We start from the raw sequence: 25542 nt of genomic DNA, 5'->3' as shown, positions 1-25542 counted from the left end.
CGGACCGCCTCCTACACGGTGGCGAGGTCCCAGGCGCGAACACCACCGACGATCCCGGCGCTGTTGGGCACCACCACGACGTCGTCACCCATCCGGGTGAGCTGCTCGGGGCGGATCCGCCGCGAGTTGCCGCCGCCCAGGTAGAGCCGGTCCCAGCGGAAGACCGGCCGCAGGCCCTCCACCACCTGCCGGATCCGCCGGGACCAGAACGCGTCACCCAACCGGCGGCGCTCCGGTTCACCGACGTACGTGTCGTAGGTGGTGCCCCAGCGCACCGGCGCGTGGGACAGTTCGAGGTGCGGGGCGAGCACCCCGCCGTCGAAGAGGGCGCTGCCCAGCCCGGTGCCGAGGGTCAACACCAGTTCGCAGCCGGTGCCGGCGACCACCCCGGCACCGTGCACCTCGGCGTCGTTGAGGACCAGTGTCGGCAGGTCGAACGCGGCCGAGAGCGCACTACGCGCGTCGAATCCGGACCATTCGGCGAGCAAGGCGGGGTCGACGCGGCTGCGCGGGCCCGACCGGGTCACGTAGTGCGGGGTGGCCACCACCACGCCGTGCCGGATCATGCCGGGTATCCCGACCGTCACCCGACCGGCCGCCGGGAGTCGTGCACCTAGTTCCACCAGGGTTTGGACGAACAGTTTCGGCGGCAGGGGGTACGGCGTCGGCACCCGCATCGGCTGGGCCCGCATGGTGCCCGCGCCGTCGAGGACCGACGCTTTGATCCCGCCGCCCCCGCAGTCGATCGCCAGAGTGGTCAACACGAACGTGAGTCTGCCTCGTCCCGGTGGTCGGCCGCTCGGCGACGGATGGCTCGCCCGTTCGTGCGGTTGCCGCGTCGACGAGAATTCCACGGACAACCAGCGCATACCGGTCAACTATCCGGGTAACGGGCGGGCCGGAGGTGGCCGGTATGGTCGCGTTGGCACACACCCCGCCCTCCGCCGAGCGACTGCGGGCGGTGGACGGGTTCCTCACCGAGGCGTGGGCGGAGCAGGCCCGCCACGACGAGCGACTGCGTACGCTCGGCGTCGACGTCCGCTTCGACCGGGGCGTCGCCCACCTGACCGGCGAGGTCGACGAGCCGGCCCAACTACGACTGGTACGCGAGCAGATCGGCCGGCTGGCCGGCGTCTTCGGCGTCTGGTGCCGGGTACGGGTGGGTGGCCGCGACCCGGTGGTGGTCGACCTGGGCTGCGGTGCCACCAAACAGTGGCCGGGCAACCTCGGGCTCGACATCTTCCCCGCGCCCGGGGTGGACGCGGTCGCCGACCTGTCCGGCTCCCTGCCGCTGGCCGACGACTCCGTCGACGTGCTGTTCGCGGTGCACATCCTGGAGCATCTGATCGACTTCCTGCCCCTGCTGGACGAGTGCCACCGGGTGCTGCGCCCCGGCGGTGTGCTGCACGTGATGAGCCCCTGGTGGGGTCATGTGAACGCGGTGGCCGATCCGACCCACGTACGGCTGTTGGACGTGCAGACCATCAAGGGCGTCTGCCTGATGCGACCGCCGGGAACTCCGCGCTGGTATCCACTGCACGCCAGCAGCGACGGTGCCTCCATCTTCGCCGACCTCACGCCGTTGGGACCGGACGACGAGGGCCCCTCCACCAGCCATCTGGCCCGCTTCTTCGACTGAGGACCTCGCCAGAGCCCTGGACATCGGTCGATGTCCAGGGCATTCGTCTGTTTCAGCACAGGTCACCAATATTTCTCGCGGGTAACACCGGCGGGCCGGGTCATTGATCGAAAATCATCGAACCCCGGCAACTCGCCGGTAATCAGTGCTCCACCGCACACCCCCAGCGGAGGTATTGACCGTGCATCGACGTTTCGCCACCATCCTCGCCTCGGGCGTACTCGCGCTGCTCACCGCCCTCGCCGTGGCTTCCCCCGCCACGGCGGCCGTGACGCCACAGCAGAAGCTGTCCGTACTGTCCAGCTGGACCCAGACGAGCGTCAGCAGCTACAACGCCTGGTACTCCGCCCGACAGAACCGGGCGCCCTGGGCGGAGTACAACTTCGACTGGTCCACCGACTACTGCTCGTCCAGCCCGGACAACCCCCTCGGGTTCAAGTTCGACATCTCCTGCGCCCGCCACGACTTCGGCTACCGCAACTACAAGGCGGTCGGCCAGTTCAGTGCGAACAAGTCGCGTCTCGACAGCGCCTTCTACGAGGATCTGAAGCGTTCGTGCGCCAACTACAACTCCGTCGTCCGACCGGCCTGCCTGAGCCTGGCGTGGACCTACTACCAGGCGGTCTCCATCTTCGGGTCGGTAGCCGCTGTCCAGCAGTCCGACATCGACCGGGCGGCTCGGATGAAGGCTGACGCCGAGCGTCGCGCCGCGCTCTGACGAACACCGAGGGACGCCCGGCCAGCAGCGTGGCCGGGCGTCTTCGGCGTCTCAGGCGTGCTCGGTACGGCGGTCGGCGGTGCTGGTCTGGCGCGGGGCGGAACGAGACGCCCCGGTCGCGAACCGTCCCGAATCGGCCGCCAGGTCGGGATGCTCGACACCGAGCGCCAGCGCGACCGCCTCGTCCAGCCCCAGTTCGGCACCCTCGCCGTACGCCTCGTCGAAGACGGCGTCACCCAGCACCCGCCGCAGCTCCACCTGCCGTTGCGTCCAGTACGCCTCGTAGATGCCGGGGGTCGACCGCAGGCCCGCCCGGGTCGCCTGGGCGGCACCGAAGAGTCGAGCCGCGGTCAACGGGTGGCCACCGAGGGCACAGCGCACCGCGACGGCGTTCAACGTGTCGCAGGCCCGCCCGTGGAAGCCGTGATTCATCCGCGAGCGCAGCGCCACCAGCAGGTGTTCGTGCGCGGCCACCAGGTCGCCCCGAGCCAGCGCGACCATGCCGAGCAGCATGTCCACCGAGCGTCGGCCCCGGTCCACCGGCCGGGCGGCCTCCACCGGCCGGGCCGCACCGAGCAGTTCCGCCGCCTCGTCCAGCGCGCCCCGCCGCCACAGCAACTCGGCCAGCCGGAACACGGCGAACAACGCCTCCGACTCGACGCCCTGATCCCGCGCCCAGTCGATGACCTCCCGGCAGACCCGCTCCGCCTCGGCGAACTGTCCCATGTCGACAAGTGGGGCGGCCCGACCCGCGAGCACCCGGGCCAGCAGGCCGGCGTCACCGGCCTGACGGGCCGCCGCCTCGGCCCGCTGCGAGTACCGCAGTTCCTCGCCGAACTCGCCGTCGCCCCCGGCGTGCAGCGAATGCATGTGGTAGGCCGCCGCCAACTCGTCCTCCGGGACCACCTCACCGGTCTCGGCCAGCCGTCCGTATAACCGGAACAGCCAGAGGCGTCCCTCCCGGGCCAGTCCGCGCTCCCGCCACCACTGGTCCAGCCCCCCGGCCAGCCGCAGGCCCGCCCGCGCGCTGCCACCCGTGGCGCACCAACGCAGCGCGGCGCGCAACTCCCCGGCGAGGGGATCGAGCGCGTACAGCGAGAGCGTCACCGGCTGCCCGCCCGGCCCGAGACGCGCCCGCTCCAGGGCGTGCGCCGACCAGGCCACGTGCCGGTCCCGGGCGGCCTGCTCCTCGCCGGCCTCGGCGAGCCGGCGCGCCGCGTAGGCCCGGATCGGGTCGAGCATCCGGTACGTGCAGCCGGCCGCGTGCGGCTCCGCCAACACCATGGACTTGTCGACCAGCACCGACAGCGGGTCGAGCGGGTCGTCGTCGAGCAGCCACTCCACCGTCGGCAAGTCGACCGGGCCGGCGAAGACCGCCAACCAGCGCAGCAGCCGCGCGGCGCGCGGCCCGAGCGTGCGGTAGGACCACGTCACCGTCGCCTGCATGGTCAGGTGCCGCTCGACCGCCGAACGCGCCATCGCCCGGGTGGCCGACATCGAGGGGTCGGCCCCGGCCGCCGCCGCAGCCAGGTCGACGGTGTCCCGCTGGCTGCCGGCGTTGTCCCGCTCGGCCGGTGGGGTCAGCGAATCCACCCGCCCGGCGTCCAGCGTGCCGAGTACGTCGTCGAGACGCTCGGCGAGCTGCCCCACCGAGAGCACCCGCAGCCGGGCCGCGGCCAGCTCGATCGCGAGCGGCAGGCCATCGAGTCGGCGCACCACCCGCCGTACGTCGGCCAGCTCGGACGGGTCGGGCTGCCGCCCGCCCCGCGCCGCCGCCGTACGGTCCACCAGCAGGGCCACCGCATCGCTCTCGGTGCCGTCAGGGGCCGGGTCGACGGACAGCGGCGGGATCCGCCACACCACCTCACCCGGCAGCGCCAGCGGTTCCCGGGTCGTCGCCAGCAACCGCACCCCGCCACCGCCGGCCAGCAGCCGGGACACCGCCTCGGCGCAGGACGCCGGCTGCGCGTCGCAGGTGTCGAGCACGATCAGCATCCGGCGGGAGGCGGCGTACTCCACCAGCGTGTCGACCATCGGGCGGCCCGGCTCCGGACGCAGCCCGAGCACGGCGGCGATCGCGAACGCGACCAGCCCGGGGTCGGTGACCGCGGCGATGTCGACGAACCAGACCCCGTCCGGGTACTCGTCCACCAGGTCGGTGGCGAGTTCCACGGCCAACCGGGTCTTGCCGCTGCCACCCGCACCCAGCACGGTGACCAGTCGGTGTCGAGACACGAGTCGCCGCAGCTCGGCGCGTTCGGTCTGCCGGCCGACGAAGGTGGTGACCTGGATCGGCAGGTTGTGCGCCGCCGCGTCGGCGGTACGCGGCCGCGGAAACTGCAACTCCAGGCCGGGCGCGACGAGTTGGAAGAGCCGCTCCCGGTCGTCGAACCCCCGCAGCCGGTGCAGCCCGAGGTCGAGCAGGGAGGCTCCGGCCGGCAGTGGGTCGGCCCGCCGCGCGGTGGCAGCCGAGCAGAGGATCTGCCCGCCGTGCGCGGCGGCGGCGACCCGGGCTGCCCGGTGCACCTCCGGGCTGGCGTACTCCCCGTCGCGTGGCTCCGCCCAGCCGGTGTGCAGTCCCATCCGGACCCGAGGGGCCGCCTCGGGCGTCGGCCATTCGTGTTCGCCCAGGGCCCGCTGCGCCGTCAGACACGCGGTCAACGCCGCCGTGGCGTCGTCGAAGGCGAGGAAGAACGAGTCGCCCTCGGTCAGCAGTTCCGCGCCCTCGGTCGCCGCGATCGTCCGGCGCAGCAGCCGCCGGTGCTCGGCCAGCACCGGTCGATAGCCGGGCCCGAGCAGCTGCGCCAACCGGGTGGAACCTTCGATGTCGGTGAAGACGAACGTCACCCAGCCGGTCGGGAGTTGGATCCGTGGCGGCATGCGTGGAACCTCCCCCCTGGTCTCGGCACCATACTTCCCGAGATCAGATCATCACGCATCGTGAGAACGGCTGGCCAAGACTCCGACCCAAGGTGCCATCGGACTCTGCGTCCGGGCAAGACCGCCATCACCCGTACCACCCATCGACGGACCGTGCCGGTGTGGTCAGCAGCCGCAGCCGCCACCGCAGCAGCCGCCACCGGCCGGTGCGGGAGCGGCACCGGCCCCGCCGCCACCTCGACCGGTGACCGCGACCGTGGAGAGGAGTTTCACCGTGTCGACGTGTCCCTGTGGGCAGGACGCCGGCTCGCCGGCCCGCGCCATGGGACGGTTGACCTCGAAGGTGTCGCCGCAGGCGCGACAACGAAACTCGTAGCGGGGCATGGCACCAGCCTACGACCGCACCTGACGTCCGCCCAGAGATGGGTGATACTCGACGGGTGGCAGACGGCGAAGAGCGCACGACCGTTCGGCCCCTCCGACCGGCCACGCCGCCCGCTGGTTCCACCACCGGCGCGGAGGGGCCGGCGACCGGGCTGCCCCGACCTCGCCGTCCCTGGCTGGAGTCGGGTCCGACCAAGCCGGACGACACCTCCGGCACCGCCGCCGCCGAACCGAAGACCACCGTCAGCTCGGAACCGGCGGCCGCCGGCGAGGAATCGAAGGCCGCCGCCGCGGAGTCCACTCCGGAGACCGGTACGCCGGTGCCCCGGCGCCGCCGGACACGCTTCGCCCACGCCGTACGCATACCAGGGCCACGCGCGGCGGCCCGGGCGACCCGCGACTGGTCGCGCCGACCCAGTGGTCGGCTGACCCTGCCCGGCGTCTTCCTGCTCGCTCTGGTCGCCGCCACCGCCACGGTCGGTGCGCTGGTGGTGCCCGCGACCCTCGGCGATCCGCGTCCGGTGGCGGTGGACGCCACCGCCGACGTGCCTGACGCGCCCACCGGCGATTTGCCGTCGTCCGGCGCGGCGCCGCCACCCGGGCAGTTCCCGCCGCCCACCGCGACGCCGCCGGGTGCGACCCCGCCGGGCGGCGTCGCACCGGCCGGTGGACGCCCATCCGACGCCCTGGCCGGTTGGGCCCGCGACACCGGCGCCAAGGTCGGCATCGACCCGATCGCCATGCAGGCGTACGGCTACGCCGAGCTGGTGCTCGCCGAGACCGACCCGAGTTGCGGCCTGAGCTGGACCACGTTGGCCGCGATCGGCTTTGTCGAGTCCCGCCACGGCCAGGCCAACAACGCCCAGCTCGGTGCGGACGGCCGAGCCGTCCCGGAGATCATCGGGCTACCGCTGGACGGCCAGGGCGGCCGGATGCGGATCACCGACACCGATCGGGGCGAGCTGGACCGCGACACCACCTACGACCGGGCGATCGGGCCGATGCAGTTCATCCCGACCACCTGGCAGGAGATCGGCGCCGACGCGGACAACGACGGCCGCAAGGACCCGCACAACATTCACGACGCGGCGCTCGCCGCCGGGATGTACCTCTGCAAGGGCGGCAGGAATCTCACCATTCCGGGTGACTGGTGGAACGCGATCCTGTCGTACAACGACGTCCGGCGGTACGCCCAGGACGTCTTCGACACCGCCAACCGGTACGGACAGGCCAGTCGCACGTGAAGTGATCGTCCGCATACATTGGAGAACTGGACACTTCCCCCAGGCTGCGGTTGACGGCAAGCTAGACGGGTGATGGTGCGCGAGTGGGACCCCAGGACCGCGTCGTCCGCCGAGATCGCGTCGCTGCTGGACACGCTGAACGCGGTCCTGGCGGCCGATCTGCCGCAGGATCCGCCGTGGCGGGAGAGTTCCCTGCGGGAGTACCTCGCCGAGGTGATGCCCGGCGAACGCCGGATCTCCTGGGTCGCCCAGGAGGATCCGGACGCGGACGGCAAACCGGGGGCCATCCTCGGCCAGGTGCACGTGTTGCTGCTCGGCAACATCGGCGTAATGGAGGTCCTGGTCCATCCGACGGTGCGACGCAGCGGCCTCGGCCGTGACCTCGTTCTGCGCGCGGCCCGCCGGGTCTACCAGGAGGGCTTCGAGTCGATCGGGGTGGAGGTGGTCGGCGACACTCCCGCCGTCGCCTTCTACGAGTCGCTCGGCTTCAGCAAGGAGTACGTCGAGACCCGCAGCGTGCTCGACCTCGCCACTGTCGACTGGGCCGAGTTGGCGCAGATGTCCACCGTGGTCGGCGAAGGCTATCGCGTCCAGTTCCACCCTGGAGGCCCGCCGGACGAGCTGATCGAGGCGTACGCCCGTGCCAAGGCCGAGGCCCGGGACATTGAGGACGGCGAGCTACGACCGAGTTCGTACGATCCACAGCGACTCCGGGACAGCCTCGACTGCCTGCACCGGCGGGGCATGAAGCCGTACATCGTGCTCGCCCTGCACGAGCAGACCGGCGAGGTGGCCGGCTTGACCGAGGTGGTGGTGCCGGCTCAGCACCCGACCCGAGCCGACCAGTACGACACCATCGTGGTGCAGGATCACCGCGGTTACGGCATCGACCGGGCGATCAAGGCCCGGATGCTGTTGGAGTTGCGCTCGGCCGAGCCACAGTTGACCGAGGTGCAGACCTGGAACGCCCAGGCCAACGAGGCCATGCTCAAGGTCAACGCCGAGTTGGGCTACCGCACCGACCGGGACTGGTGCGAATACAGCATCGACGTCGCCGAACTGGTCCACCGGCTCGACGCGAAGCGTTGACCGGTCTCCCGCTGGCCGGTCAGTCCCGGTACCAGGAGCGCGGATCCGGCGGGGGTGGCACGTTCCGGTACTTGGCCACCCGTACCTCCCACTGACTACGGCGTCGCCGCGCCTCGCGGTCGACCCGGCAACGGTGGTAGGTCTCCGGTGGTCGAGCCAGACCGTAGATGTCCCCCCACCATTCGCCGGGTTCCGGGTCGAGAATGGTGTTCAAATGGGCCGGGTAGCGACGATTCGCGCCATCGCGCGTGTCGTCCCAGACCTCCATCGGCAGCACCACCCGCCCGTCCTGATCGACGACCACGAGGTAGAGCCCGGCCGCGCCCAGCAGCCGTTCGAGCACGGCGAGGCTCGGCGTCAGGCTGCCCGCCTCGACGCGCGCGACGGTCGACGGCGCGACCTTGGCGAACCGGGCCATCCGCAGTTGGCTGAGCCCGACGATCCGGCGGGCGCGTCGCACCAGACCCGCGATGGGAAAGGGGCCGACCGTGGGGCCCAGGTCCGGCGGCTCGAAGACGGAAGACATGCTCCGACCTTGCCGCTGCCGTGACCCACGCGGCAATCCCTGTGGAAAACCCTGTGGATATCGCCCGCCCTTCGCACCCACGACCTGATGAGGACCTCGACCGACCCGACCAACACTCACGCTGAGCAACAGTCACGCTGGGCGACGGATCTGGTCCTTCTCCCGCCACCCCCGACATCCCCTCGCGCGCCCTTTGCTCTGCTTCAACCCACGCAACCGCCACTGACCAGCGGCGCAGCAGCGGAGGTTTTTGGCCCACCCGCCGGGTTTCGACTACCGTCCGTAAGCTGTGCGTGGAGTGAAGCAGAGCAAAGGATGGGTGGGGAAGTAGGTCGGGTAGGGCAGGCGGACACCCAGCGTGACGGAACGTCTGGGTCATCGTCGGTGAACCGCCGGAAATCGGCCAGGTTGTCCGGCCGCAGCCGCCGGACTTGGGCGTGCTGCGGCTCCGGCGGGGTGGGTCACCAGCGCTGACCGGGGGCAGCGCTGACCGGGGGCAGCGCTGACCGTGTGCCGTACCGGCTACACCGGCGAGCTAGGGGTCAGTAGCGGTGGCGGAGCAGTTGAGCGGCCTCGACGGCCCAGTAGGTGAGGATGATCTGGGCACCGGCGCGGCGCAGCGAGGTGAGGCTTTCCAGCATCGCCCGCTCCCGGTCGATCCAGCCGTTCGCGGCGGCGGCCTCGATCATCGCGTACTCACCGGAGACCTGGTAGGCCGCCACGGGCACGTCCACGGCGGCGCGCACCGCCGACACCACGTCGAGGTACGGCAGCCCCGGCTTGACCATCACCATGTCGGCACCCTCGGCGACGTCCAACTCGACCTCGCGTAGCGACTCGCGCAGGTTCGCCGGATCCTGCTGGTAGGTGCGCCGGTCCCCCTCCAACGCCGACTCGACGGCCTCCCGGAAGGGCCCGTAGAAGGCCGAGGCATACTTCACCGCGTACGCGAGCACGGCCACGTCGGGGTAACCCGCCGCGTCGAGTGCCCGGCGGGTTACCCCGACCTGGCCGTCCATCATCCCGGACGGACCGACCACGCCGACTCCCGCAGCGGCCTGGGCCACCGCCATCTCGGCGTACGCGGCCAGGGTGGCGTCGTTGTCGACCTCACCGTCCGGGGTGAGTAGCCCGCAGTGCCCGTGCGAGGTGAACTCGTCCAGGCACAGGTCGCTCATCACCACGGTGGCGTCGCCCACCTCGGCCACCACGTCACGGATGGCGACGTTCAGGATGCCGTTCGGGTCGATGCCACCGGAGCCGTGCGCGTCACGCGACGACGGCACACCGAACAGCATGATCCCACCGACACCGGCCTGCACCGCCTCCACCGCCGCCTTACGCAGCGAGTCACGCGAATGCTGGACCATGCCCGGCAGCGAGGAGATAGGGCGCGGCTCGGTCAACCCCTCCTTGACGAACATCGGCACGACCAGCTCGGCCGGGTCGACACGGGTTTCGGAGACCAGCCGACGCATCGCCGCGGTGCGGCGCAGCCGACGGGGTCGCATCTGCGGGTACGGCATGAACCAACCCTCCCTGACGAGCAGCCGGCGCCGAAGCGGCTACCGGAACCTCAGCGCGGTCGGCCCCTGGACCTTCGAGCCGCGGCGCTGCTTCGCCGGCATCGCGGCGAGCTTCTCCCGCAGCTCGACGGCGTAGCCGGCGAGCGCCTCCACCAGATCGGGAACCGACGCGTGCGGGGGCTGGACGTCGACCCGCAGGCCGAACTCCGTCGCGGTCTCCGCCGTCTTGGGCCCGATGACAGCCACAACGGTACGCGTGTGCGGCTTGCCCGCGATGCCGACCAGGTTCCGGACCGTGGAGGACGAGGTGAACAGCACCGCGTCGAACCCGCCCGACTTGATCGCGTCCCGGATCTCGGCGGGCGGCGGAGCGGCCCGGACCGTCCGGTAGGCGGTCACGTCGTCAACCTCCCAGCCGCGCTCGGTGAGCCCGGCGGCGAGCGTCTCGGTGGCGATGTCGGCGCGCGGCAGCAGTACCCGGCCGACCGGGTCGAGCACCTCGTCGTGCGGCGAGAACTCGGCCAGCAGTCCCTCGGACGACTGCTCGCCGGAGGGGATCAGCTCCGGCTGGATACCGAAGGCGCGGACCGCGTCAGCGGTGGCGTCGCCGATACAGGCGATCTTGACGCCGCCGAAGTGCCGGGCGTCCAGACCGTGTTCGGCGAACTTCTCCCAGACCGCCCGTACCGCGTTGACCGAGGTGAAGATCACCCAGGCGTACCTGCCGTCGACCAGGCCCTTGACCGCCCGCTCCATCTGCGCCGGGGTACGCGGCGGCTCCACCGCGATGGTCGGCACCTCACAGGGGATCGCCCCGTACGCACGCAGCCGGGCGCTCATCACACCGGCCTGCTCCTTGGTGCGGGGCACCAGCACCTTCCAGCCGTACAGCGGGCGGTTCTCCCACCAGCTGAGCTTGTCCCGCTGGCCCACCCCCTCGCCGATGGTCAGCACGACACGGCCGGTGAAGCCGAGCGCCGCCGCGACGAAGGAGTCCACGGTCGACGTGGTGGTGTACTGCGTCTCGCCGGTGCCGTCGCCGGTCACCCCGACATCGGTGGCGCCGTCGACTCCGGCGGCGAGCAGGCCGTCCCGGATCGCGGCCAGGTCACCGGCGTCGACCGCCAGCGCCAGCGAGCCGCGCTGCACGGCTGCGGCCAGCGCGTCGAAGTCCAGGGTGCTGACGTCCTCGACGTCAGCGGCGGTGCGTACGCCCGGCAGCGGCACGCCCGCGTAGGTGGCCACCCCCTCGGCCTGGCCGACGCCGGGAACCACCTCGAAGTGCGCGGCGGTGCGCGCCACCGCCTGCACCTCCTTGACCACCGAGTCGTGACCGAACGGGTCGCCAGCAACCAGGTGCACCGCGTTCTGCCCGGAACGGGCCGCCGAGATCAGGACCTTGGCCACGTCGCCCGGCGCGCCCTCGGCCGGGGTGAACTGGGCGTCGGATCGGGCCTCCGCCCGGACGACGTCGAGCAGCGACTCGGGGACTCCCCGGTCGTACACCACCTGGTCGGCGTCGACCAGGGCGTCGTGCGCCCGGCGGGTCAGCAGGCCCGGGTCGCCGGGTCCTGCCCCGACGAACGCGATACGGCCTACGGGCTTACGGGTGCGGGTCATTCTGTGCTCCCAAATTGCTGGGTCCCCGGGCCATCGTGTCCTTGCGGGCCGAGGATCGAGTCGGCGCCGAGGTCGAGGAGTTCGGTGGCGAGCGCCTTACCGATCTCCGCCGCATCGGCGGGCGTTCCGGTGCGGGACAGCCGGATGTCACGAGTGCCGTCCGGGCTGATCACCGCTCCGCGCAGGTAGATCTCTTCAACAGCGTCACCCTCGTCGCCGGTCGGCTCGCCTTCGGCGACGACGGCGTAGGCGGCGACCGGAGCGGAGCATCCGGCCTCCAGGGTGGCCAGCAGCGCCCGTTCCGCGGTGACCGCGGCGCGGGACGGTGCGTGGTCGAGCATGGCGAGCAGCTCGACCAGGTCGGTGTCGTCGACCCGGCACTCCACCGCCAGGGCGCCCTGGGCGGGAGCCGGCAGCATCAGCATCGGGTCGAGCGTCTCGGTGACCACGTCGGCGCGGTCGATGCGGGCCAGGCCCGCCCGGGCCAGGACGACGGCGTCCAGGTCGGCCTCCGGGCCGAGCACCCGGGCCAGCCGGGTGTCGATGTTGCCCCGGATCGGGGTGACCGACAGTGGCATGCCCAACGCGTGCAGCTGGGCGATCCGGCGCAACGCGCCGGTGCCGACGACCGCGCCGGGTGCGAGTTCGGCAAGCGTCTTGCCGTCGCGGGCGACGAGTGCGTCGCGCGGATCCTGTCGCGGCGGCACCGCGGCGATGTGCAGCCCGGCCGCAGTGGCGGTGGGCAGGTCCTTGTACGAGTGGACCGCGAAGTCGATCGTGCCGGCGACCAGGGCGTCCCGCAGCGCGGAGACGAACACACCGACCCCGAGCCGGTGCACCGGCGCGTTGGAACGGTCGCCGGCGGTGACCACCTCGACCAGCTCGACAGGCCGACCGGTGCGCGCGGTCAACGCTTCGGCGACGTGCCCGGCCTGGGCCATCGCCAGCTTGCTGCCCCGGGTGCCGAGGCGCAGCGGAGCCTCGTTCATCGCTCGCCTCCACTGGTTGGGGTGATGTCGGGCACGGTGTCCACCGGCGAGGTCTGCGGGACCTGGAGGTCGAACAGCTCACGCAACAGGGCCGCGTACTGGTCGCCACCGGGTTCGGCGGCGAGTTGGCGGACCCGGACGGTCGGCTGGTGCAGCAGCCGTTGGACCACCCGGTGCACGGTGCGGGCGACCTCGGCACGCTGGTCGTCGCTGAGGTCGGGGCGACGCTGCGCGAGCCGGCTCAGCTCCGCGGTGACCACGTCCTCGGCCCGGCCGCGCAGGGCGGCGACGGTTGGGGCCACGTCGGCACCGCGCAGCCAACTGAGGAAGGACTCGACCTCCCCCGCCACGATCCGCTCGACGGCGGCGGCGTCGGCCGCCACCGGACCGTCGGCGAGCAGCGCCGCCATCCGGTCGATGTCGATCACCTCGACGCCGGGCAGCTCGGCGACGTCGGGGCCGACGTCCCGGGGCACCGCGAGGTCGAGCAGGACCAGCGGACCACGCCCGGAGTCACGGTCGGCGACCGCCGCGGCGACCACCTCGCGGGTGAGGACCGGCTCCGGGGAGGCGGTGGCGGCCACCACGACGTCCACCGCGGCGAGCGTGTCGGCCAGCTCGGCCAGCGGCCGTGCGGCAGCGCCGTACGACTCGGCCAGCCGGACGGCCCGGTCGGTGCTCCGGTTCGTGACGGTCAGCGGCCCGGCGCCGAGCCGGGAGAGCGTCGCCACGCCCAGCGAGCCCATCGCACCGGCACCGACGATCAGCGCGGGACGGCCGGTGAGATCGTCGTCGAGGTGGCCTGCGGCGAGCCCCAGGGCGGCGGTGACGACGCTCTGGCCGGCGCGGTCGATGCCGGTTTCCGAGTGGGCCCGCTTACCCACCCGCAGGGCCTGCTGCATCAGTTCGTGCAGCAACCGTCCGGCGGTGTCCGCCGCACTGGCCCAGTGGTACGCGTCGCGCAGCTGCCCGAGGATCTGCGCCTCGCCGATGACCATCGAGTCCAGGCCGGTGGCCACCCGGAAGACGTGATCCACCGCCGCCGAGTCGAAGTGCACGTAGAGGTGGTTGGCCAGCGCGGCCGGTTGGCAGCCGGCCTGCTCGGCGAGTACGGCGCAGATGTCCCCGAGGCCGCCGTGGAAGCCGGAGACCGCCGCATAGACCTCCACCCGGTTGCAGGTGGAGACGAGGACGGCCTCGCTCACGTACGGCTGCGCGACCAGACGCGCCAGGATGTGGTCGAGCCCGCTGGGTGACACCGCGAGCCGTTCCAGGGTGGCGACCGGTGCGGTGCGGTAGGACGCGCCCACGACGAGGAGTTTCACGTGCCGATCGCCTCCTGGCTCTCGGTGACCGCGAGACCGCCCGGCAGGGCGGTGAGGGCGGACCCACCGGCGGCGGGGAGCGCGGTCAGGGATGCCTTGCGGTGCTCGTGGAACGACAGGATCTGCAACTCGATGGCGAGGTCGACCTTGCGCACGTCGACCCCCTCGGGGACCGAGAGTACGCATGGCGCGAAGTTCAGGATGCTCGTCACACCGACCGCGACCAGCTGGTCCGCGACCCGCTGCGCGGCGGTGGCCGGGGTGGCGATGACGCCTATCGCGATGGCTTCCTCGGCAGCTACCCGGGGCAGGTCGTCGATGTGCTGTACGACCAGTCCGTTGATCTCCTCGCCGACGCGTTCCTGGTCGGCGTCGAAGAGGGCGGCGATGCGGAACCCACGGCTGGCGAAGCCGTCGTAGCCGGCCAGGGCGTGACCGAGGTTACCCACTCCGACCAGGGCGACCGCCCGACGCTGGGTGAGCCCGAGCACGTACTCGATCTGGTCGATCAGCAGCCCGACGTCGTAGCCGACGCCCCGGGTGCCGTACGAACCGAGCTGGGACAGATCCTTGCGGAGCTTGGCCGAGTTCACCCCGGCGGCGTTGGCCAACCCTTCGCTGGAAACCGTCTCGTGACCGGTTTCAGCGAGATTGTGCAGGGCACGGAGATATTCGGGGAGCCGGGCCACCGTCGCCTCGGGCAGGTCCGGGAGCGCCGGTACGGCACCTGCGCGACCGGGCGCGCCAGGGTGACGGTGCTGACTCATGAGACTCCGTGCGGTGCGATCCTCGACCAACTCCACCGGTCGGCCGTTTCGGGACTCCCGCTGGCGACCGATGTTGCCGGCTGTGCTAGCAGGGCGCGTCGGAATTACAGAGTAGGCGCTTGTGAAGACGTGCACAAATCGCGATCTTGCTGGCACGGCCCGCGCCCCCACCGGCCCCTCCATCCCACAAGATCGATCACCACCTTGCCGTAAGCACTCGCGCGATTATGGCCCAATCCCGACTTCTCTGACCAATCACACGCGGGCCGCCCAACCGCATTCCCATGAGCCGATCACGAGGTTGTGACCTCGACGCCCCGATTCCGAGCGCGCTACTTCACGATCGAACGGACACGTCCGCGAAAGTGGTGGCGAGGGTCACGGCCTCGGTGAGGGTGTCGGCGACCGGGTGGCCCGAGGCGAGCAGGCGGGACCGGTCGGTGAATCCGCCGGTGTAGAGGACGGCGCGGGCACCGACGGACAGGGCGGCGTCGGCGTCGTCCAGCGAGTCGCCGATCAGCACCACCGATCGGCCGTCGACGCCCAGCGCGTCGAGATGCCGGGCCAACGACTCCGCCTTGCGGTCCCCGCCGACCTGCGCCCGCAGCCCGTCGATGCGGGCGAATCGCCCGCTGAGCCCGTACGTCTCGACGGCGGGCACCAACTCGTCGTGGAACCACATCGACAGCAGCGACTGACTGCCCGGCCAGGCCGTCAACGCGTCCACCGCGTCGTTCGCCAGCTCGCAGGTGGTCAGACCGACCCGGTACGCGTCATGGAAGATCTTGTCGAACCGGCCGAACGCCTCGTCGTCCACCGCTTTGCCGAGCACGTCCGCGTAGTAGTCGGCGATCGGCCGACGGAACCGAACCCGATGCTCGTCAGGGCTGACACTCGGCCCACCCTCGCTGGCGAACACCGCGTTGGTGCAGGCCACCACGAGGCTGAGATCGTCGAGCAGGGTGCCGTTCCAGTCCCAAACCAGATGAGGGCGCACAGGGGTCATCGCCGCACCTTATCCGGCGAGGTGGCCCCTCGGCCGCCCCCGAGCTGGGCGCATGACGGCCCCTTGGCCGAGGGCGCGGCGGACTCAGAGCCGAGGGCGCGGCGGGCTCAGAGCTGGGGGGTGGTCAGGTCCCGCAGCAGTCGGTCCTCCTCGACCCGCCAGTAACCGTGCTCCCTGCCGTCGAGCAGCACCACCGGCAGCCGGTCACCGTACTCCCGCTCCAACTCCACGTCACCGCTGACGTCCCGCTCGATCCACCGGTCGCCGGTGACCGCGACCACCCGGTCGAGCGCCGCCTTGGCGTCCTCACAGAGGTGGCAGCCGGGGCGGGTGATCAGGGTCAGGCGGGGTTCACGCATCGGTCTCCTCCGTCGTGCCGAGCAGGGTCTTGCGTACCTTCCCGATCACCGAGCGCGGCAGCGCGTCGACGAACTCGACCTCGGTCGGGCACTTGAATCGGGCCAGGTTACGCGTGCAGTGGGCGATCAGCTCGGTGCCGGCCACCTCGACCCGTGGCGCCGGCACCACGTACGCCCGAACAGTCTCCCCGGTTCTCGGATGCGGCACGCCCACTACCGCCGACTCTGCCACCGCCGAGTGTGCCGACAGCACCAGCTCCACCTCGTGCGGGTACACGTTGAAGCCGTTGACCAGGATCAGCTCGCCGAGCCGGTCGACCAGGAAGAGGTCGCCGTCGGCATCGGCGTACGCGACGTCACCGGTGGCCCACCAACCGTCGGCGTCCGGTCCACCCCCGCCGTCCGGGAGGACACGACGAGTCCCGTCGACGGAACCCGTCGACATCACCGACGGTGCGGAGCGGGTACGGCGAGGAACGCACCGCAGCTTCCCGACCCGCCGGTCGACGGCCACCTTTCCGACCCCGCTCGACCACCCGGGACCATGCCCCTCACCAGCGATAACAGGGGTTCCACTGGGGATCAGGTGAAGCGCCGATTGTCAACCACACCCGACGGACAACCGGTCCGCCAGCCCGGCGACACGTCGGGAAATACTTCGGCCCTGTGTAACGGACTTGCCACGCGCGGGTGACGTTGGCCCTATCATCACTCGGGTCGGCTCACCCCATTTGCCGTGAGTCGACACCCCTCAGCCCGAGGAGGCCCCCGTGCCGTTGAGCGCATTGGACCAGCACCTCAAGGGGATCTGCCGCACGTCGGCACACCCCGGAGCCACCCTGCCCGACGGGGCAACGACCGGTCGACCGGTCGTTGCCGGCCCGGCGGCCACCGGCGGAACGGAGGCGACGCGATGACCGCCTTCAGCTTCGCCGAGCGTCCGGTCGGCCTGACCGGTCCCGCCGCCCGTACTCCGATCAATGAACGCGGCGGCGCCCACAGCGCGTCGGACGCGTCGGCGAACCTCGCCGTGCGAGGCGACGGCACCGCCCGCCGGGTGGGTAGCCGACCACATCAGAACGAACCGCCACACCGACCACCGGTGCCGGGGGGAAACACGAAGTCCGCCGGTGGGCGGGTCGCCTCCCCGAATCGCCCGACGATGCCGGCCCAGGCTCGGCGCGGCGGGGACGCGCCGGTCACCGAGGCGTCCACCACCGAGACCGCGGTACTGCCGGCGGTCACCGACACGAGCGGCGGCTCGACCGGGTTCCCGAGCCGACCGGATCCGTCCGATCCGGCTACCGAGGTCTGGGCGCTCGTCGAACGCGCCCAGGCGGGCGAGGCGGAGGCGTTCGGGCTGATCTACGACCGGTACGTGGACACGGTGTTCCGCTTCGTCTACTTCCGGGTCGGCAATCGGCAGCTCGCCGAGGACCTCACCTCGGACACCTTCCTGCGTGCCCTCAAGCGGATCGGTAGCTTCACCTGGCAGGGTCGGGACCTCGGTGCCTGGTTGGTGACCATCGCGCGCAACCTGGTCGCCGACCACTTCAAGTCCGGTCGTTACCGGCTGGAGGTCACCACCGGCGATGTCCTCGACGCCGATCGGGAGGACCGGGGCCCGGAGGGCAGCCCGGAGGCGGCGGTGGTGGAGCACATCACCAACGTCGCCCTGTTGAGCGCCGTGAAGCGCCTCAATCCCGAGCAGCAGGAATGCATCGTGCTCCGCTTCCTCCAGGGTTTCTCGGTCGCCGAGACGGCGCGGGCGATGGGCAAGAACGAAGGCGCGATCAAGGCGCTCCAGTACCGAGCGGTCCGGGCCCTGGCCCGGCTGCTCCCCGACGGCTTCCAGCCGTGACCTACGCGTACCGGCACGTCAGTCACCGATCCACCACCGGACGCGATCACTTTGGGTAATTTTCGACGCGGACCGGGCCGTAACCCGTCCCCGGCGCGGCGCGTTTCTCCGGGTGCGACCGCAGACAGACCAGGAGCCCTGCGGGTGACCTGGGACGGTGCCGCCTACGGCCATCCGCCGTGGTGTCACGAGGTCATCGGTCGCTGGCGGTGAACGCGGCCGACCGGCCGTGACCAGCGAGAGGAGGTGCCACGGTGGACAACGCCCTCTTCTCCCGTCGGCGCGCCGAGCGCTTCGCGCAGCTTCTCGACGAAGCCAACGGCGGCCGACGTCATCATGTGCGATCCCGGGACGACGACGGGCTCATGCCGCTCGTCACGCTCGGCCGGCAGCTCGGGGCCAACCCTCCGGTCGTCGAGGTAGACCCGGAGTTCCGCACCGGCCTACGGGCGATGTTGCTGGCCACCGCCGCTCGCGAGGGTGTCGGGGCGTCGGCCGCCACCAAGCCGACCGAGAAGTCCGCGTCGGTCCGGGGGTCACTACTGCCTGCGGTCACCGCCCGCCGGGCTCGCGCCCGTGGTGCGATCCTGATCGGCATCGCCGCCGGTGCGGTGGCCGTCTCCGGCATCTCGGCGGCCAGTGAGGACGCGGTGCCCGGTGACGCGCTGTACGGGATGAAGCGTGGCACCGAACGGGCGCAACTCGCGCTCACCAGCTCCGACATCAGCAAGGGCCAACTCTTCCTCGACTTCGCCCGCACCCGGTTGGCCGAGGCAGCCACGCTGCGGGGTGGCCAGAGCGGATACCGCGCCGTGCTGGACGACATGGACGAGGACACCCGCCAGGGCGTACGCCTGCTCGCCGGAGCCGCCGCGCAGCGCTCGGATCCCGCGTCGCTGGCTGCGGTCGACGCATTCCTCACCGCGCAGCGACGGTCCCTGAGCGCGTTGGAGGACCGGGGTTCCCGGGCCGATCGGGCGCGCACCAGCGAATCGCTGGCGCTGCTCGAATCCGTCGCCGAGCGGGCCGACGCCATGCGCGCCGCCATCGCCTGCGGTCAGGGGTTCACCGCCAGCAGCGACTCGCTCGGCCCGATCCCCGCCACCTGCGCCTGACCGGTCGGGCGCTTCGGGCCCGCCGGGGTCCGGACCGGCTAGTCGCCGGGCTGGGACACCCCACCGAAGGCTTCCAGCCGTGGCTACGACACCACCGCGCCCATGCCCGACACCGGTCTTCGCTCCCGCTACGGCGCGGTCAAGAGTCCCACCGGCGATGGCGAGTCGGTCGCCACCCTGTTCTGCATGATCCCTGACAGCAAACTACCGCTCGCCCGGTTCGACGCGACGGTGACGGCCGTGCGGGGCAGCTTCTCCCTGCACCTGAGATCTAAGGGCCGAACGGGTCAGGCCGGCGCTCCAGCAACTGGTGCAGGGTCTGCTGGATAGTCTCCCGTACCTGGTCGGCGAGGTTGAACACGACGAGCGGATCGTCCGCCGAGTCCATCAGGTGCGCCGTCGGGATCGGCGGGCAGAACTCGATCAGCCACTTGCTCGGTAGCGGCACCATGCCCAGCGGGCCGAGCCAGGGGAAGGTCGGGGTCACCGGGAAGTACGGCAGCTTGAGCAGTCGGGCCAGGGGCTTGATGTCGGCGAGCATCGGGTAGATCTCCTCGCCGCCGACGATCGCCACCGGGATGATCGGGGTGCCGGTACGCAGCGCCGCCGAGACGAAGCCACCCCGCCCGAAGCGTTGCAGCTTGTAGCGTTCCGCGTACAGCTTGCCGACGCCCTTGAAGCCCTCCGGGAAGACACCCACCAGTTCACCGTTGCGCAGTAACCGCTCGGCGTCCGGGTTGCAGGCCACCGTGCCGCCGGTCTTGCGCGCGATCTCGGAGACCACCGGCATCCGGAAGACCAGGTCCGCGCCGAGCAGCCGCAGGTAGCGATGGTCGGGGTGCTCGTGGTGCAGCGCGGTGGAGAGGATCAGCGCGTCCAGGGCGACCGTGCCGGAGTGGTTGCCGACGATCAGTCCCGCCCCGTCCGTGGGGACGTTCTCCAGGCCGCTGACCTCGGTGCGGAACCAGTCACGGTAGAGCCGACGCAGCAGCGGGTGGAAGACCGCCTCGGTCAGCTCCGGGTCGAAGCCGAACTCGTCCACCTCGTAGTCGCCGGCCAACCGGCGGCGCAGGAAGGCCAGGCCGCTGGCGACCCGCCGGTCCCAGACGTCGCCGACCTGGTCCGGCGCCGGGCGGTGTCCGTTTTGTCGGGCCGGGTCGGTGTCGGGCGTCACCGGCGGCGGTACGGCGTACCGGTTGTCGAGGCGCGACTCGTCGTGCTGCTCCTCCGGCCTACTCACGACCGCTCCCGGACAGCGCTGCGAACCTGCCTGATCTGGTCCAAGACCAGCTTCTCGGCAGCGGCCAGTTGGTCCCGGGTGACCACGGCACGCCCGTGGTGTGCCCGGATGAAGTCGTCGAAGGCGGCGGCGGTGGAGCGGGGGGTGAAACCGTACTCCCGCTCCAGCCGGGAGATGTCCACCACCCGGCCGTGCACGAAGAGGTCGACCTGGTCGAGGCCGTAGCGGCCGAAGCCCATGAGCCGGGCGAGCGCGACAGCACCGGACAGGCCCGGCTCCAGCACCGGCACGGCGATCCGCCCGGCGCGGCGGATCGCCTGCGACAGCGCGAGCACCCCGGGCCCGGCGACGTTGAAGGTGCCGGGATGGTCCTCGACGACCGACCGGTGCAGCACTTCCAGCGCGTCCTCGAAGTGCAGGAACTGCAACCGGGCGTCCCGACCGAGGATGGTGGGCACCACCGGCTGCGCGAAGTAGCGGGTGAGCGTGGTGTCCGCCGTCGAGCCGATGAACGGCGCGAAGCGCAGCACGGTGGCGGTGACGTCACCGCGCCGTCGGCGGAAGCCACGGACGTACCCCTCGATGTCGAGGATGTCGCGGCCGAAGCCGCCACGCGGCACCTCGCGCGGCTCGGTCTCCTCGGTGAAGACGGCCGGGTCACGGAACGAGGCACCGTACGCCGCAGTGGAGGAACGGACCACGATCTTGCGCAGTCGCGGTGCCCGCTGGCAGGCGGCGAGCAACTGCATGGTGCCGATGACGTTCTGTTCCTTCATCGCCGCCCGACCACCGTGCTGTGGATCCGGGGAGCTGACCAGGGCCAGATGCACCACGGTGTCCACGTCGAGGTCGGCGAGGAGACCCCCCACCGAGCCGGCGTCGATCCGGATGCGTTCGACCCGGTCGAGCAGCGCCTCGATCTCGGGACCCGGCTCCGGCAGGTCGATGCCGATGACCCGGTCGATCCGTGGGTCGGCGGCGAGCCGGGCCGCGACGTGCGCGCCCAGGTAGCGGCTGACTCCGGTCACGACGACGACCCCCGGGAGGCTCTGGGAGCCACCGGGGGTCATGTCTCGCACCCGCCCCGGCAGGTGGGACCGAGCCGGGACAGCCACGGCCTGATCACCTGAGCCTCCGAGGGTCGACAAGTTGGCAAGGACGGACGCCGGGCCTGCGCCCGGCGTCGGTCACTTGCCGAGACGGCGACGCTGGACGCGGGTCTTGCGCAGCAGCTTGCGGTGCTTCTTCTTAGCCATGCGCTTGCGGCGCTTCTTGACCACCGAGCCCATACGACAGCCTTTCGATGCAACGTGCGGCGCGATCGGGAGAACACCACGAGCCTGTGGCGTCGGCGACCGCTTACGGACAGGGACCGGACCGGCGGGATGGGCGGCGGAGCGCACCAGCGGTCACGATCGGAGTCCAGCGTAGCGGGGAGGCGTCAACAGGACCAACGCGCCCCCGCTCGATGCCCGTTCCACCGGGCCCGTACGGCCCGGTCCGCACCCGGGTCAGGCGGTCTCCTGGAAGGCGCCACGCAGGTATTCGTGCACCGCGTGCTCGGGTACCCGGAACGACCTGCCCACCCGCACGGCGGCCAACTCACCGCTGTGCACCAGGCGGTAGACCGTCATCTTCGACACCCGCATGACCGTCGCCACCTCGGCGACGGTCAGGAACTTGACATCCGACAGCCGACCGTCGGACTGCGACCCGGCCATGGCTCACCCGACCCATCCCATGCCCGGCGCGTGCCGCCACACGGGTCCTCCCGCGCGGCCGGCGACGCGCGTGTTACCAGTACGGTAGCGGGGCGGCTGTGACCGGCGCGATCCCTTCCCGCAACTGATCATGATCGGTTGCCGCCTGGTGAGAAAAAACCCCTGGTCGGGTGCTGTGTCCCGGGTTCCGACACCGATCAACCTCGGCCACGGGTATCGGGGAGATCACTCTGAGCGCAGGGCCACCACGGGATCGAGCCGACCAGCCCGCTGGGCGGGTACCACCCCGAAGATGATGCCCACCGCCGCCGAGACGCCGAAGGCCAGTGCCAGCGACCACCAGGTCACCGCCGCCGGGATGGGTGAGACGGCGGCCACCAACAGCGCGCCGCCCACGCCGAGGGCCATCCCGGTGAGGCCACCGGCCGAGGTCAGCAGCACCGCCTCCAGCAGGAACTGCACCCCGATGTCTCGGGGCCGGGCGCCGACCGCCTTGCGCAGACCGATCTCCCGGGTCCGTTCCCGGACCGAGACCAGCATGATGTTGGAGACGCCGACCCCACCGACCAGCAGCGAGATGCCCGCGATGGCGGCCAGTACGCCGGTCAGGATGCCCAGGATGTCGCCCAGCACACCGAGGATCTGCTCCTGAGTCACGGCGCTGAACTCGGTACCCGGGTGTCGACCGTTCAGCTCGGCCACGATCCGCTCACCGAGTTCGTCGATCCGTTCCCGGTCCGGGGCCTTCACCGCGATGGCGTCGACCCGTTGGGTGCCGTAGAGCCGCTGCGCCGCCGTCACCGGCACGTGTACCTCGTCGTCCCGGTCCACCCCGAGGCTCTGCCCGAGCGGGGTGAAGACACCGATCACCCGGAAGCGCACGCCGGCCACGTTGAGCTGCTGACCGACCGCCTCCCGATCCGGGAAGAGGGAGCGGGCGACGGAGTCGCCGAGCACCGCGACCCGGCGACCGGTGTCCACGTCGGAACCGGTCAGGTATCGCCCCCGGGCGACCTCCCGGGCGAAGACCGTGGGGGTCGTCTCCAGCACCCCTTGGACGGTGGTGAAGTCCTCCCGGTTGCCGGCCCGCACGGTCGCCCCGGAGGCGACCGTCACCGCCACCCGGCTCGGATCACCCACCACCCGGCCGACGGCGTCCACGTCCTGGAGGGTGAGCGGGGAGAGCGCCGGCGCGCTACCCACGTCGAGTCGCCCCGGCACGACCAGCAGCAGGTTGGAACCGAGGCCCTCGACCTGCTGCTCCACCCGCTGCTTGGTGCCGGTGCCGATGGCCACCAGCAACACCACGGAGGCCACCCCGATGACCACCCCGAGCATGGTCAACGCGCTGCGCATCCGGTTCGCGCGCAACGCGTCCCACGCCACCCGCCAGGCTTCGGCCACCCTCACGCGCCAGCCCCTCCGTCCGCCACCTCGGTCGAGCCGGATTCGGCGGCGCTGTCGGCGACCACCACGCCGTCGCGCATCGCGATGCGTCGCCGCGCCCGCGCCGCCACCTCCGCGTCGTGGGTGACCATCACCAGCGCCACCCCGGACTCGCCGTTGAGGCGTTCCAGCAGTTCCAGCACGGCGGCACCGGTGGTGCTGTCCAGGTTGCCGGTCGGTTCGTCGGCCAGCAGCACGGTCGGATCCGTGACCAGGGCTCGGGCGATCGCCACCCGCTGCTGCTCGCCGCCGGAGAGCTGGTTGGGCCGGTGGTGCAACCGGTGACCCAGGCCGACCCGCCCGAGCATCGCGGCGGCGCGCTCACGCCGCTGCCGCGCACTCACGCCCCGGTACACCAGCGGCAACGCCACGTTGTCCACCGCCGAGGTACGCGGCAGCAGGTGGAACGCCTGGAACACGAAGCCGATGGTCTCGTTGCGCAGCCGGGCCAACTCCGGGGCGGTGAGGGTGCCCACCTCCCGGCCACCGATGACCAACCGGCCGCCGCTGGGGCGGTCCAGCCCACCGAGCAGATGCATCAGGGTGGACTTGCCGGAGCCGGAGGGCCCGATCAGCGCGACATAGTCCCCGGCTTCGACGGTCAGCGACACCCCGCGCAGGGCGGGCACCGACACGCCGTCCAGCTGGTACGTCCGGGAGACGTCGACCGCTTCGATCGCCGGAGCCCGGCTCACCCGATCTCCTGGCCCTCGCGGACCTGGTCGGTGCCCCGGATCACGATCCGGTCGCCGGCCTGCACCCCGTCGACGATCTGCACCAGATCCTGCCCCTGGACGCCGACGGTGACCACGGCCCGGTCGGCGCGGCCGTCGCGGACCAGCCAGACGGTGTCCCGGCCGTCGACCGAGAAGAGCGCCGACGCGGGCACGGTCACCGCGTCCGCCTCCTCCCGGACCCGCAGCCGCAGCACCGCGTTCATCCCGGGGCGCGGGGTGGGCGCGGGCTCGGCTTCACCGAACTGCCCGGGGCCGAGGGCGAGTCGCACCCGGTAGCTCACCCCGCCCCGGGCCGAGGTGGTGGGCAGTACGTCGATCGACTGCACCGTCGCCTGGTAGCTGGCACCGGTGACGGCGTCGAGTTCGACGGTGCCGGTCAGCCCGGGGCGGACCAGCAGGACGTCCGTCTCGTCGACCTCGGCGAGCAGACCCAGCTCGCGGGTGTCCACCACGGTCAGCACCGGGGTGCCGGCGGTGACCCGACCGCCCACCGGAACCGCGGTGTCCACGCCCGGCGGCGGTCCGGCCGGCGCACCGAACGACTCCCCACCGATCCCCGACGGCATTCCACCCGATCCGAGCAGCCCGGCGAGGGCTCCCGCCGAGCCGGTGCCGGTGCTGACGCCGCCCGGCTGCACGACACCGGCGATCGGGGCGCGCAGGGTCAACGCGTCGACGGTCGCCTTGGCCAGGTCGTACGCCTGCTGTGCCTGAAGTCGCTGGGCGGTGGCGAGCGCGCTGACCGCGCTGTTCAGGTTGCGTACGCCGCGCTGCACCTCCCGTACCGCCCGGTCGGCGGCGCGGGCCGCCGCGTCGTACCGGCGCTGTGCCGCCTCGACCTGGGCGAGCAGCGCCTTGCGGAGTTCCGGGTCGCTGATCTTCGCCGCCGCGGCTCGGGCGGCGGCGTGCGTGGCGTCGGCGGCGCGGTCGGTGCCGCGCAGCGACCCGACGAGGTCGCCGCCGCCACCGCCGCCACCGGCGCGTTGCGCGGCCCGCAGCGCGGCGCGGGCCTGGCGGAGGCGTTCCCGGGCCGACGGTGAGTTGATCACGGCGAGCACCTGCCCCCGCTTGACCCGCTGACCCGGCTCCACCCGGAGGCGGGCCAGCGTGCCGTCGGCCGGGGCGGTGAGGGTGGCCGCCGCCCGGGCGACAACGGTGGCGGGAGCATCGATCTCCTCCGCCACTGCGGCGCGCGTCGCTGCGGCGAGCGCGATCGGCGGCTCGTCACCACCACAGGAAGCTGCGGTGGTGAGGGTCAGTACGGTGACGGCGAGCAGAACGGTGACCAGGCGCAGCCGAGTGGCTGGCAACCGCGGCGAGTCGGAGCGGCGCACGCGACACATGCTACGA

At 71.7% G+C, this 25542-nt stretch carries 24 protein-coding genes and 1 pseudogene; 6 read left to right on the top strand and 19 right to left on the bottom strand.

All coding sequences use genetic code 11. The features are described 5' to 3' along the window. Window positions 1–11: 11 nt before the first annotated feature. Window positions 12–764: an ROK family protein gene (locus FF096_RS01395; protein ID WP_309222456.1), complete on the bottom strand. Its 753-nt coding sequence runs from the start codon at window positions 762–764 to the stop codon at window positions 12–14. A gap of 149 nt (window positions 765–913) precedes the next feature. Between FF096_RS01395 and FF096_RS01390 the strand changes: the two genes are divergently transcribed. Continuing rightward, window positions 914–1639, top strand: coding sequence for a methyltransferase domain-containing protein (locus tag FF096_RS01390; RefSeq protein ID WP_155214504.1), 726 nt, complete (start codon window positions 914–916; stop codon window positions 1637–1639). A 181-nt stretch (window positions 1640–1820) separates the two neighbouring features. Beyond that, window positions 1821–2357, top strand: a complete 537-nt coding sequence (locus FF096_RS01385) for a phospholipase (RefSeq protein ID WP_309222455.1) — start codon at window positions 1821–1823, stop codon at window positions 2355–2357. 51 nt (window positions 2358–2408) lie between these two features. On the opposite strand, the gene FF096_RS01380 is transcribed toward FF096_RS01385, so the two are convergent. After that, the gene (locus FF096_RS01380) at window positions 2409–5237 is read right to left on the bottom strand and encodes an adenylate/guanylate cyclase domain-containing protein (RefSeq protein WP_155214502.1); all 2829 of its coding nucleotides are present in this window, start codon (window positions 5235–5237) and stop codon (window positions 2409–2411) included. 165 nt (window positions 5238–5402) lie between these two features. After that, on the bottom strand, window positions 5403–5621 hold the full coding sequence (locus FF096_RS01375) for a zinc ribbon domain-containing protein (protein WP_155214501.1): 219 nt from the start codon (window positions 5619–5621) through the stop codon (window positions 5403–5405). A gap of 56 nt (window positions 5622–5677) precedes the next feature. On the opposite strand from FF096_RS01375, the gene FF096_RS01370 reads away from it, so the two are divergent. Next, complete coding sequence (locus tag FF096_RS01370; RefSeq protein ID WP_309222454.1) at window positions 5678–6865, top strand: lytic murein transglycosylase; 1188 nt, start codon at window positions 5678–5680, stop codon at window positions 6863–6865. A gap of 72 nt (window positions 6866–6937) precedes the next feature. Beyond that, a complete protein-coding gene (locus FF096_RS01365) occupies window positions 6938–7954 on the top strand; it encodes a GNAT family N-acetyltransferase (RefSeq protein ID WP_155214827.1) in 1017 nt (338 codons plus the stop codon). Between the two features lie 19 nt (window positions 7955–7973). Here FF096_RS01365 and FF096_RS01360 read toward each other — a convergent pair whose 3' ends face one another. The 9 genes and pseudogenes from FF096_RS01360 to FF096_RS01320 all read right to left on the bottom strand — a co-directional run. Next, entirely contained in the window at window positions 7974–8480 is a 507-nt protein-coding gene (locus FF096_RS01360) for a helix-turn-helix transcriptional regulator (protein WP_155214499.1), read from the bottom strand. A gap of 542 nt (window positions 8481–9022) precedes the next feature. After that, window positions 9023–10006, bottom strand: a complete 984-nt coding sequence (gene hemB / locus FF096_RS01355; RefSeq protein WP_155214498.1) for a porphobilinogen synthase — start codon at window positions 10004–10006, stop codon at window positions 9023–9025. A 39-nt stretch (window positions 10007–10045) separates the two neighbouring features. Next, entirely contained in the window at window positions 10046–11626 is a 1581-nt protein-coding gene (locus FF096_RS01350; RefSeq protein ID WP_155214497.1) for a uroporphyrinogen-III synthase, read from the bottom strand. After that, window positions 11623–12615 carry a hydroxymethylbilane synthase gene (hemC, locus tag FF096_RS01345; protein ID WP_155214496.1) on the bottom strand — a complete coding sequence of 331 codons (993 nt, stop codon included), beginning with the start codon at window positions 12613–12615 and terminating at the stop codon, window positions 11623–11625. The genes FF096_RS01350 and hemC overlap by 4 nt, the downstream gene beginning before the upstream one ends. Next, a complete protein-coding gene (locus tag FF096_RS01340; RefSeq protein WP_309222453.1) occupies window positions 12612–13940 on the bottom strand; it encodes a glutamyl-tRNA reductase in 1329 nt (442 codons plus the stop codon). The genes hemC and FF096_RS01340 overlap by 4 nt, the downstream gene beginning before the upstream one ends. Further along, the gene (locus FF096_RS01335) at window positions 13937–14707 is read right to left on the bottom strand and encodes a redox-sensing transcriptional repressor Rex (RefSeq protein ID WP_155214495.1); all 771 of its coding nucleotides are present in this window, start codon (window positions 14705–14707) and stop codon (window positions 13937–13939) included. The genes FF096_RS01340 and FF096_RS01335 overlap by 4 nt, the downstream gene beginning before the upstream one ends. Window positions 14708–15044: 337 nt before the next feature. Further along, entirely contained in the window at window positions 15045–15713 is a 669-nt protein-coding gene (locus FF096_RS01330; protein ID WP_155214494.1) for an HAD family hydrolase, read from the bottom strand. Between the two features lie 107 nt (window positions 15714–15820). Then, window positions 15821–16072 (bottom strand): glutaredoxin family protein, encoded by a 252-nt coding sequence (locus tag FF096_RS01325; RefSeq protein WP_155214493.1) that lies wholly within the window; start codon window positions 16070–16072, stop codon window positions 15821–15823. Continuing rightward, window positions 16065–16478: pseudogene (locus FF096_RS01320) on the bottom strand (AMP-dependent synthetase); the annotation flags it as partial. The gene FF096_RS01325 and the pseudogene FF096_RS01320, both read right to left, overlap by 8 nt. Window positions 16479–16985: 507 nt before the next feature. Between FF096_RS01320 and FF096_RS01315 the strand changes: the two are divergent. Continuing rightward, a complete protein-coding gene (locus FF096_RS01315; RefSeq protein WP_155214492.1) occupies window positions 16986–17933 on the top strand; it encodes an ECF subfamily RNA polymerase sigma factor, BldN family in 948 nt (315 codons plus the stop codon). 254 nt (window positions 17934–18187) lie between these two features. After that, the gene (locus FF096_RS01310; RefSeq protein WP_309222452.1) at window positions 18188–19048 is read left to right on the top strand and encodes a DUF5667 domain-containing protein; all 861 of its coding nucleotides are present in this window, start codon (window positions 18188–18190) and stop codon (window positions 19046–19048) included. 271 nt (window positions 19049–19319) lie between these two features. Here FF096_RS01310 and FF096_RS01305 read toward each other — a convergent pair whose 3' ends face one another. From FF096_RS01305 to FF096_RS01275, 7 genes are all read right to left on the bottom strand, one after another. After that, window positions 19320–20222, bottom strand: a complete 903-nt coding sequence (locus FF096_RS01305) for a lysophospholipid acyltransferase family protein (RefSeq protein WP_309222586.1) — start codon at window positions 20220–20222, stop codon at window positions 19320–19322. Window positions 20223–20284: 62 nt separating this feature from the next. Then, complete coding sequence (locus FF096_RS01300) at window positions 20285–21358, bottom strand: NAD-dependent epimerase/dehydratase family protein (protein ID WP_155214491.1); 1074 nt, start codon at window positions 21356–21358, stop codon at window positions 20285–20287. A gap of 117 nt (window positions 21359–21475) precedes the next feature. Further along, entirely contained in the window at window positions 21476–21577 is a 102-nt protein-coding gene (locus FF096_RS01295) for a 30S ribosomal protein bS22 (RefSeq protein WP_007465623.1), read from the bottom strand. Between the two features lie 222 nt (window positions 21578–21799). Next, window positions 21800–22009, bottom strand: coding sequence for a helix-turn-helix domain-containing protein (locus FF096_RS01290; protein ID WP_111242884.1), 210 nt, complete (start codon window positions 22007–22009; stop codon window positions 21800–21802). Between the two features lie 225 nt (window positions 22010–22234). Continuing rightward, on the bottom strand, window positions 22235–23419 hold the full coding sequence (locus tag FF096_RS01285) for an ABC transporter permease (RefSeq protein WP_309222451.1): 1185 nt from the start codon (window positions 23417–23419) through the stop codon (window positions 22235–22237). Continuing rightward, window positions 23416–24150, bottom strand: coding sequence for an ABC transporter ATP-binding protein (locus tag FF096_RS01280; RefSeq protein WP_309222450.1), 735 nt, complete (start codon window positions 24148–24150; stop codon window positions 23416–23418). Before FF096_RS01280 ends, FF096_RS01285 begins: the two co-directional genes overlap by 4 nt. Beyond that, window positions 24147–25535, bottom strand: a complete 1389-nt coding sequence (locus FF096_RS01275; protein WP_155214490.1) for an efflux RND transporter periplasmic adaptor subunit — start codon at window positions 25533–25535, stop codon at window positions 24147–24149. The genes FF096_RS01280 and FF096_RS01275 overlap by 4 nt, the downstream gene beginning before the upstream one ends. Between the last annotated feature and the right edge of the window lie 7 nt (window positions 25536–25542).

Source organism: Micromonospora sp. CP22 (genome assembly GCF_009712475.1).
Classification (GTDB): Bacteria; Actinomycetota; Actinomycetes; order Mycobacteriales; family Micromonosporaceae; genus Micromonospora.
This window is presented reverse-complemented; position numbering and strand designations above follow the sequence as displayed.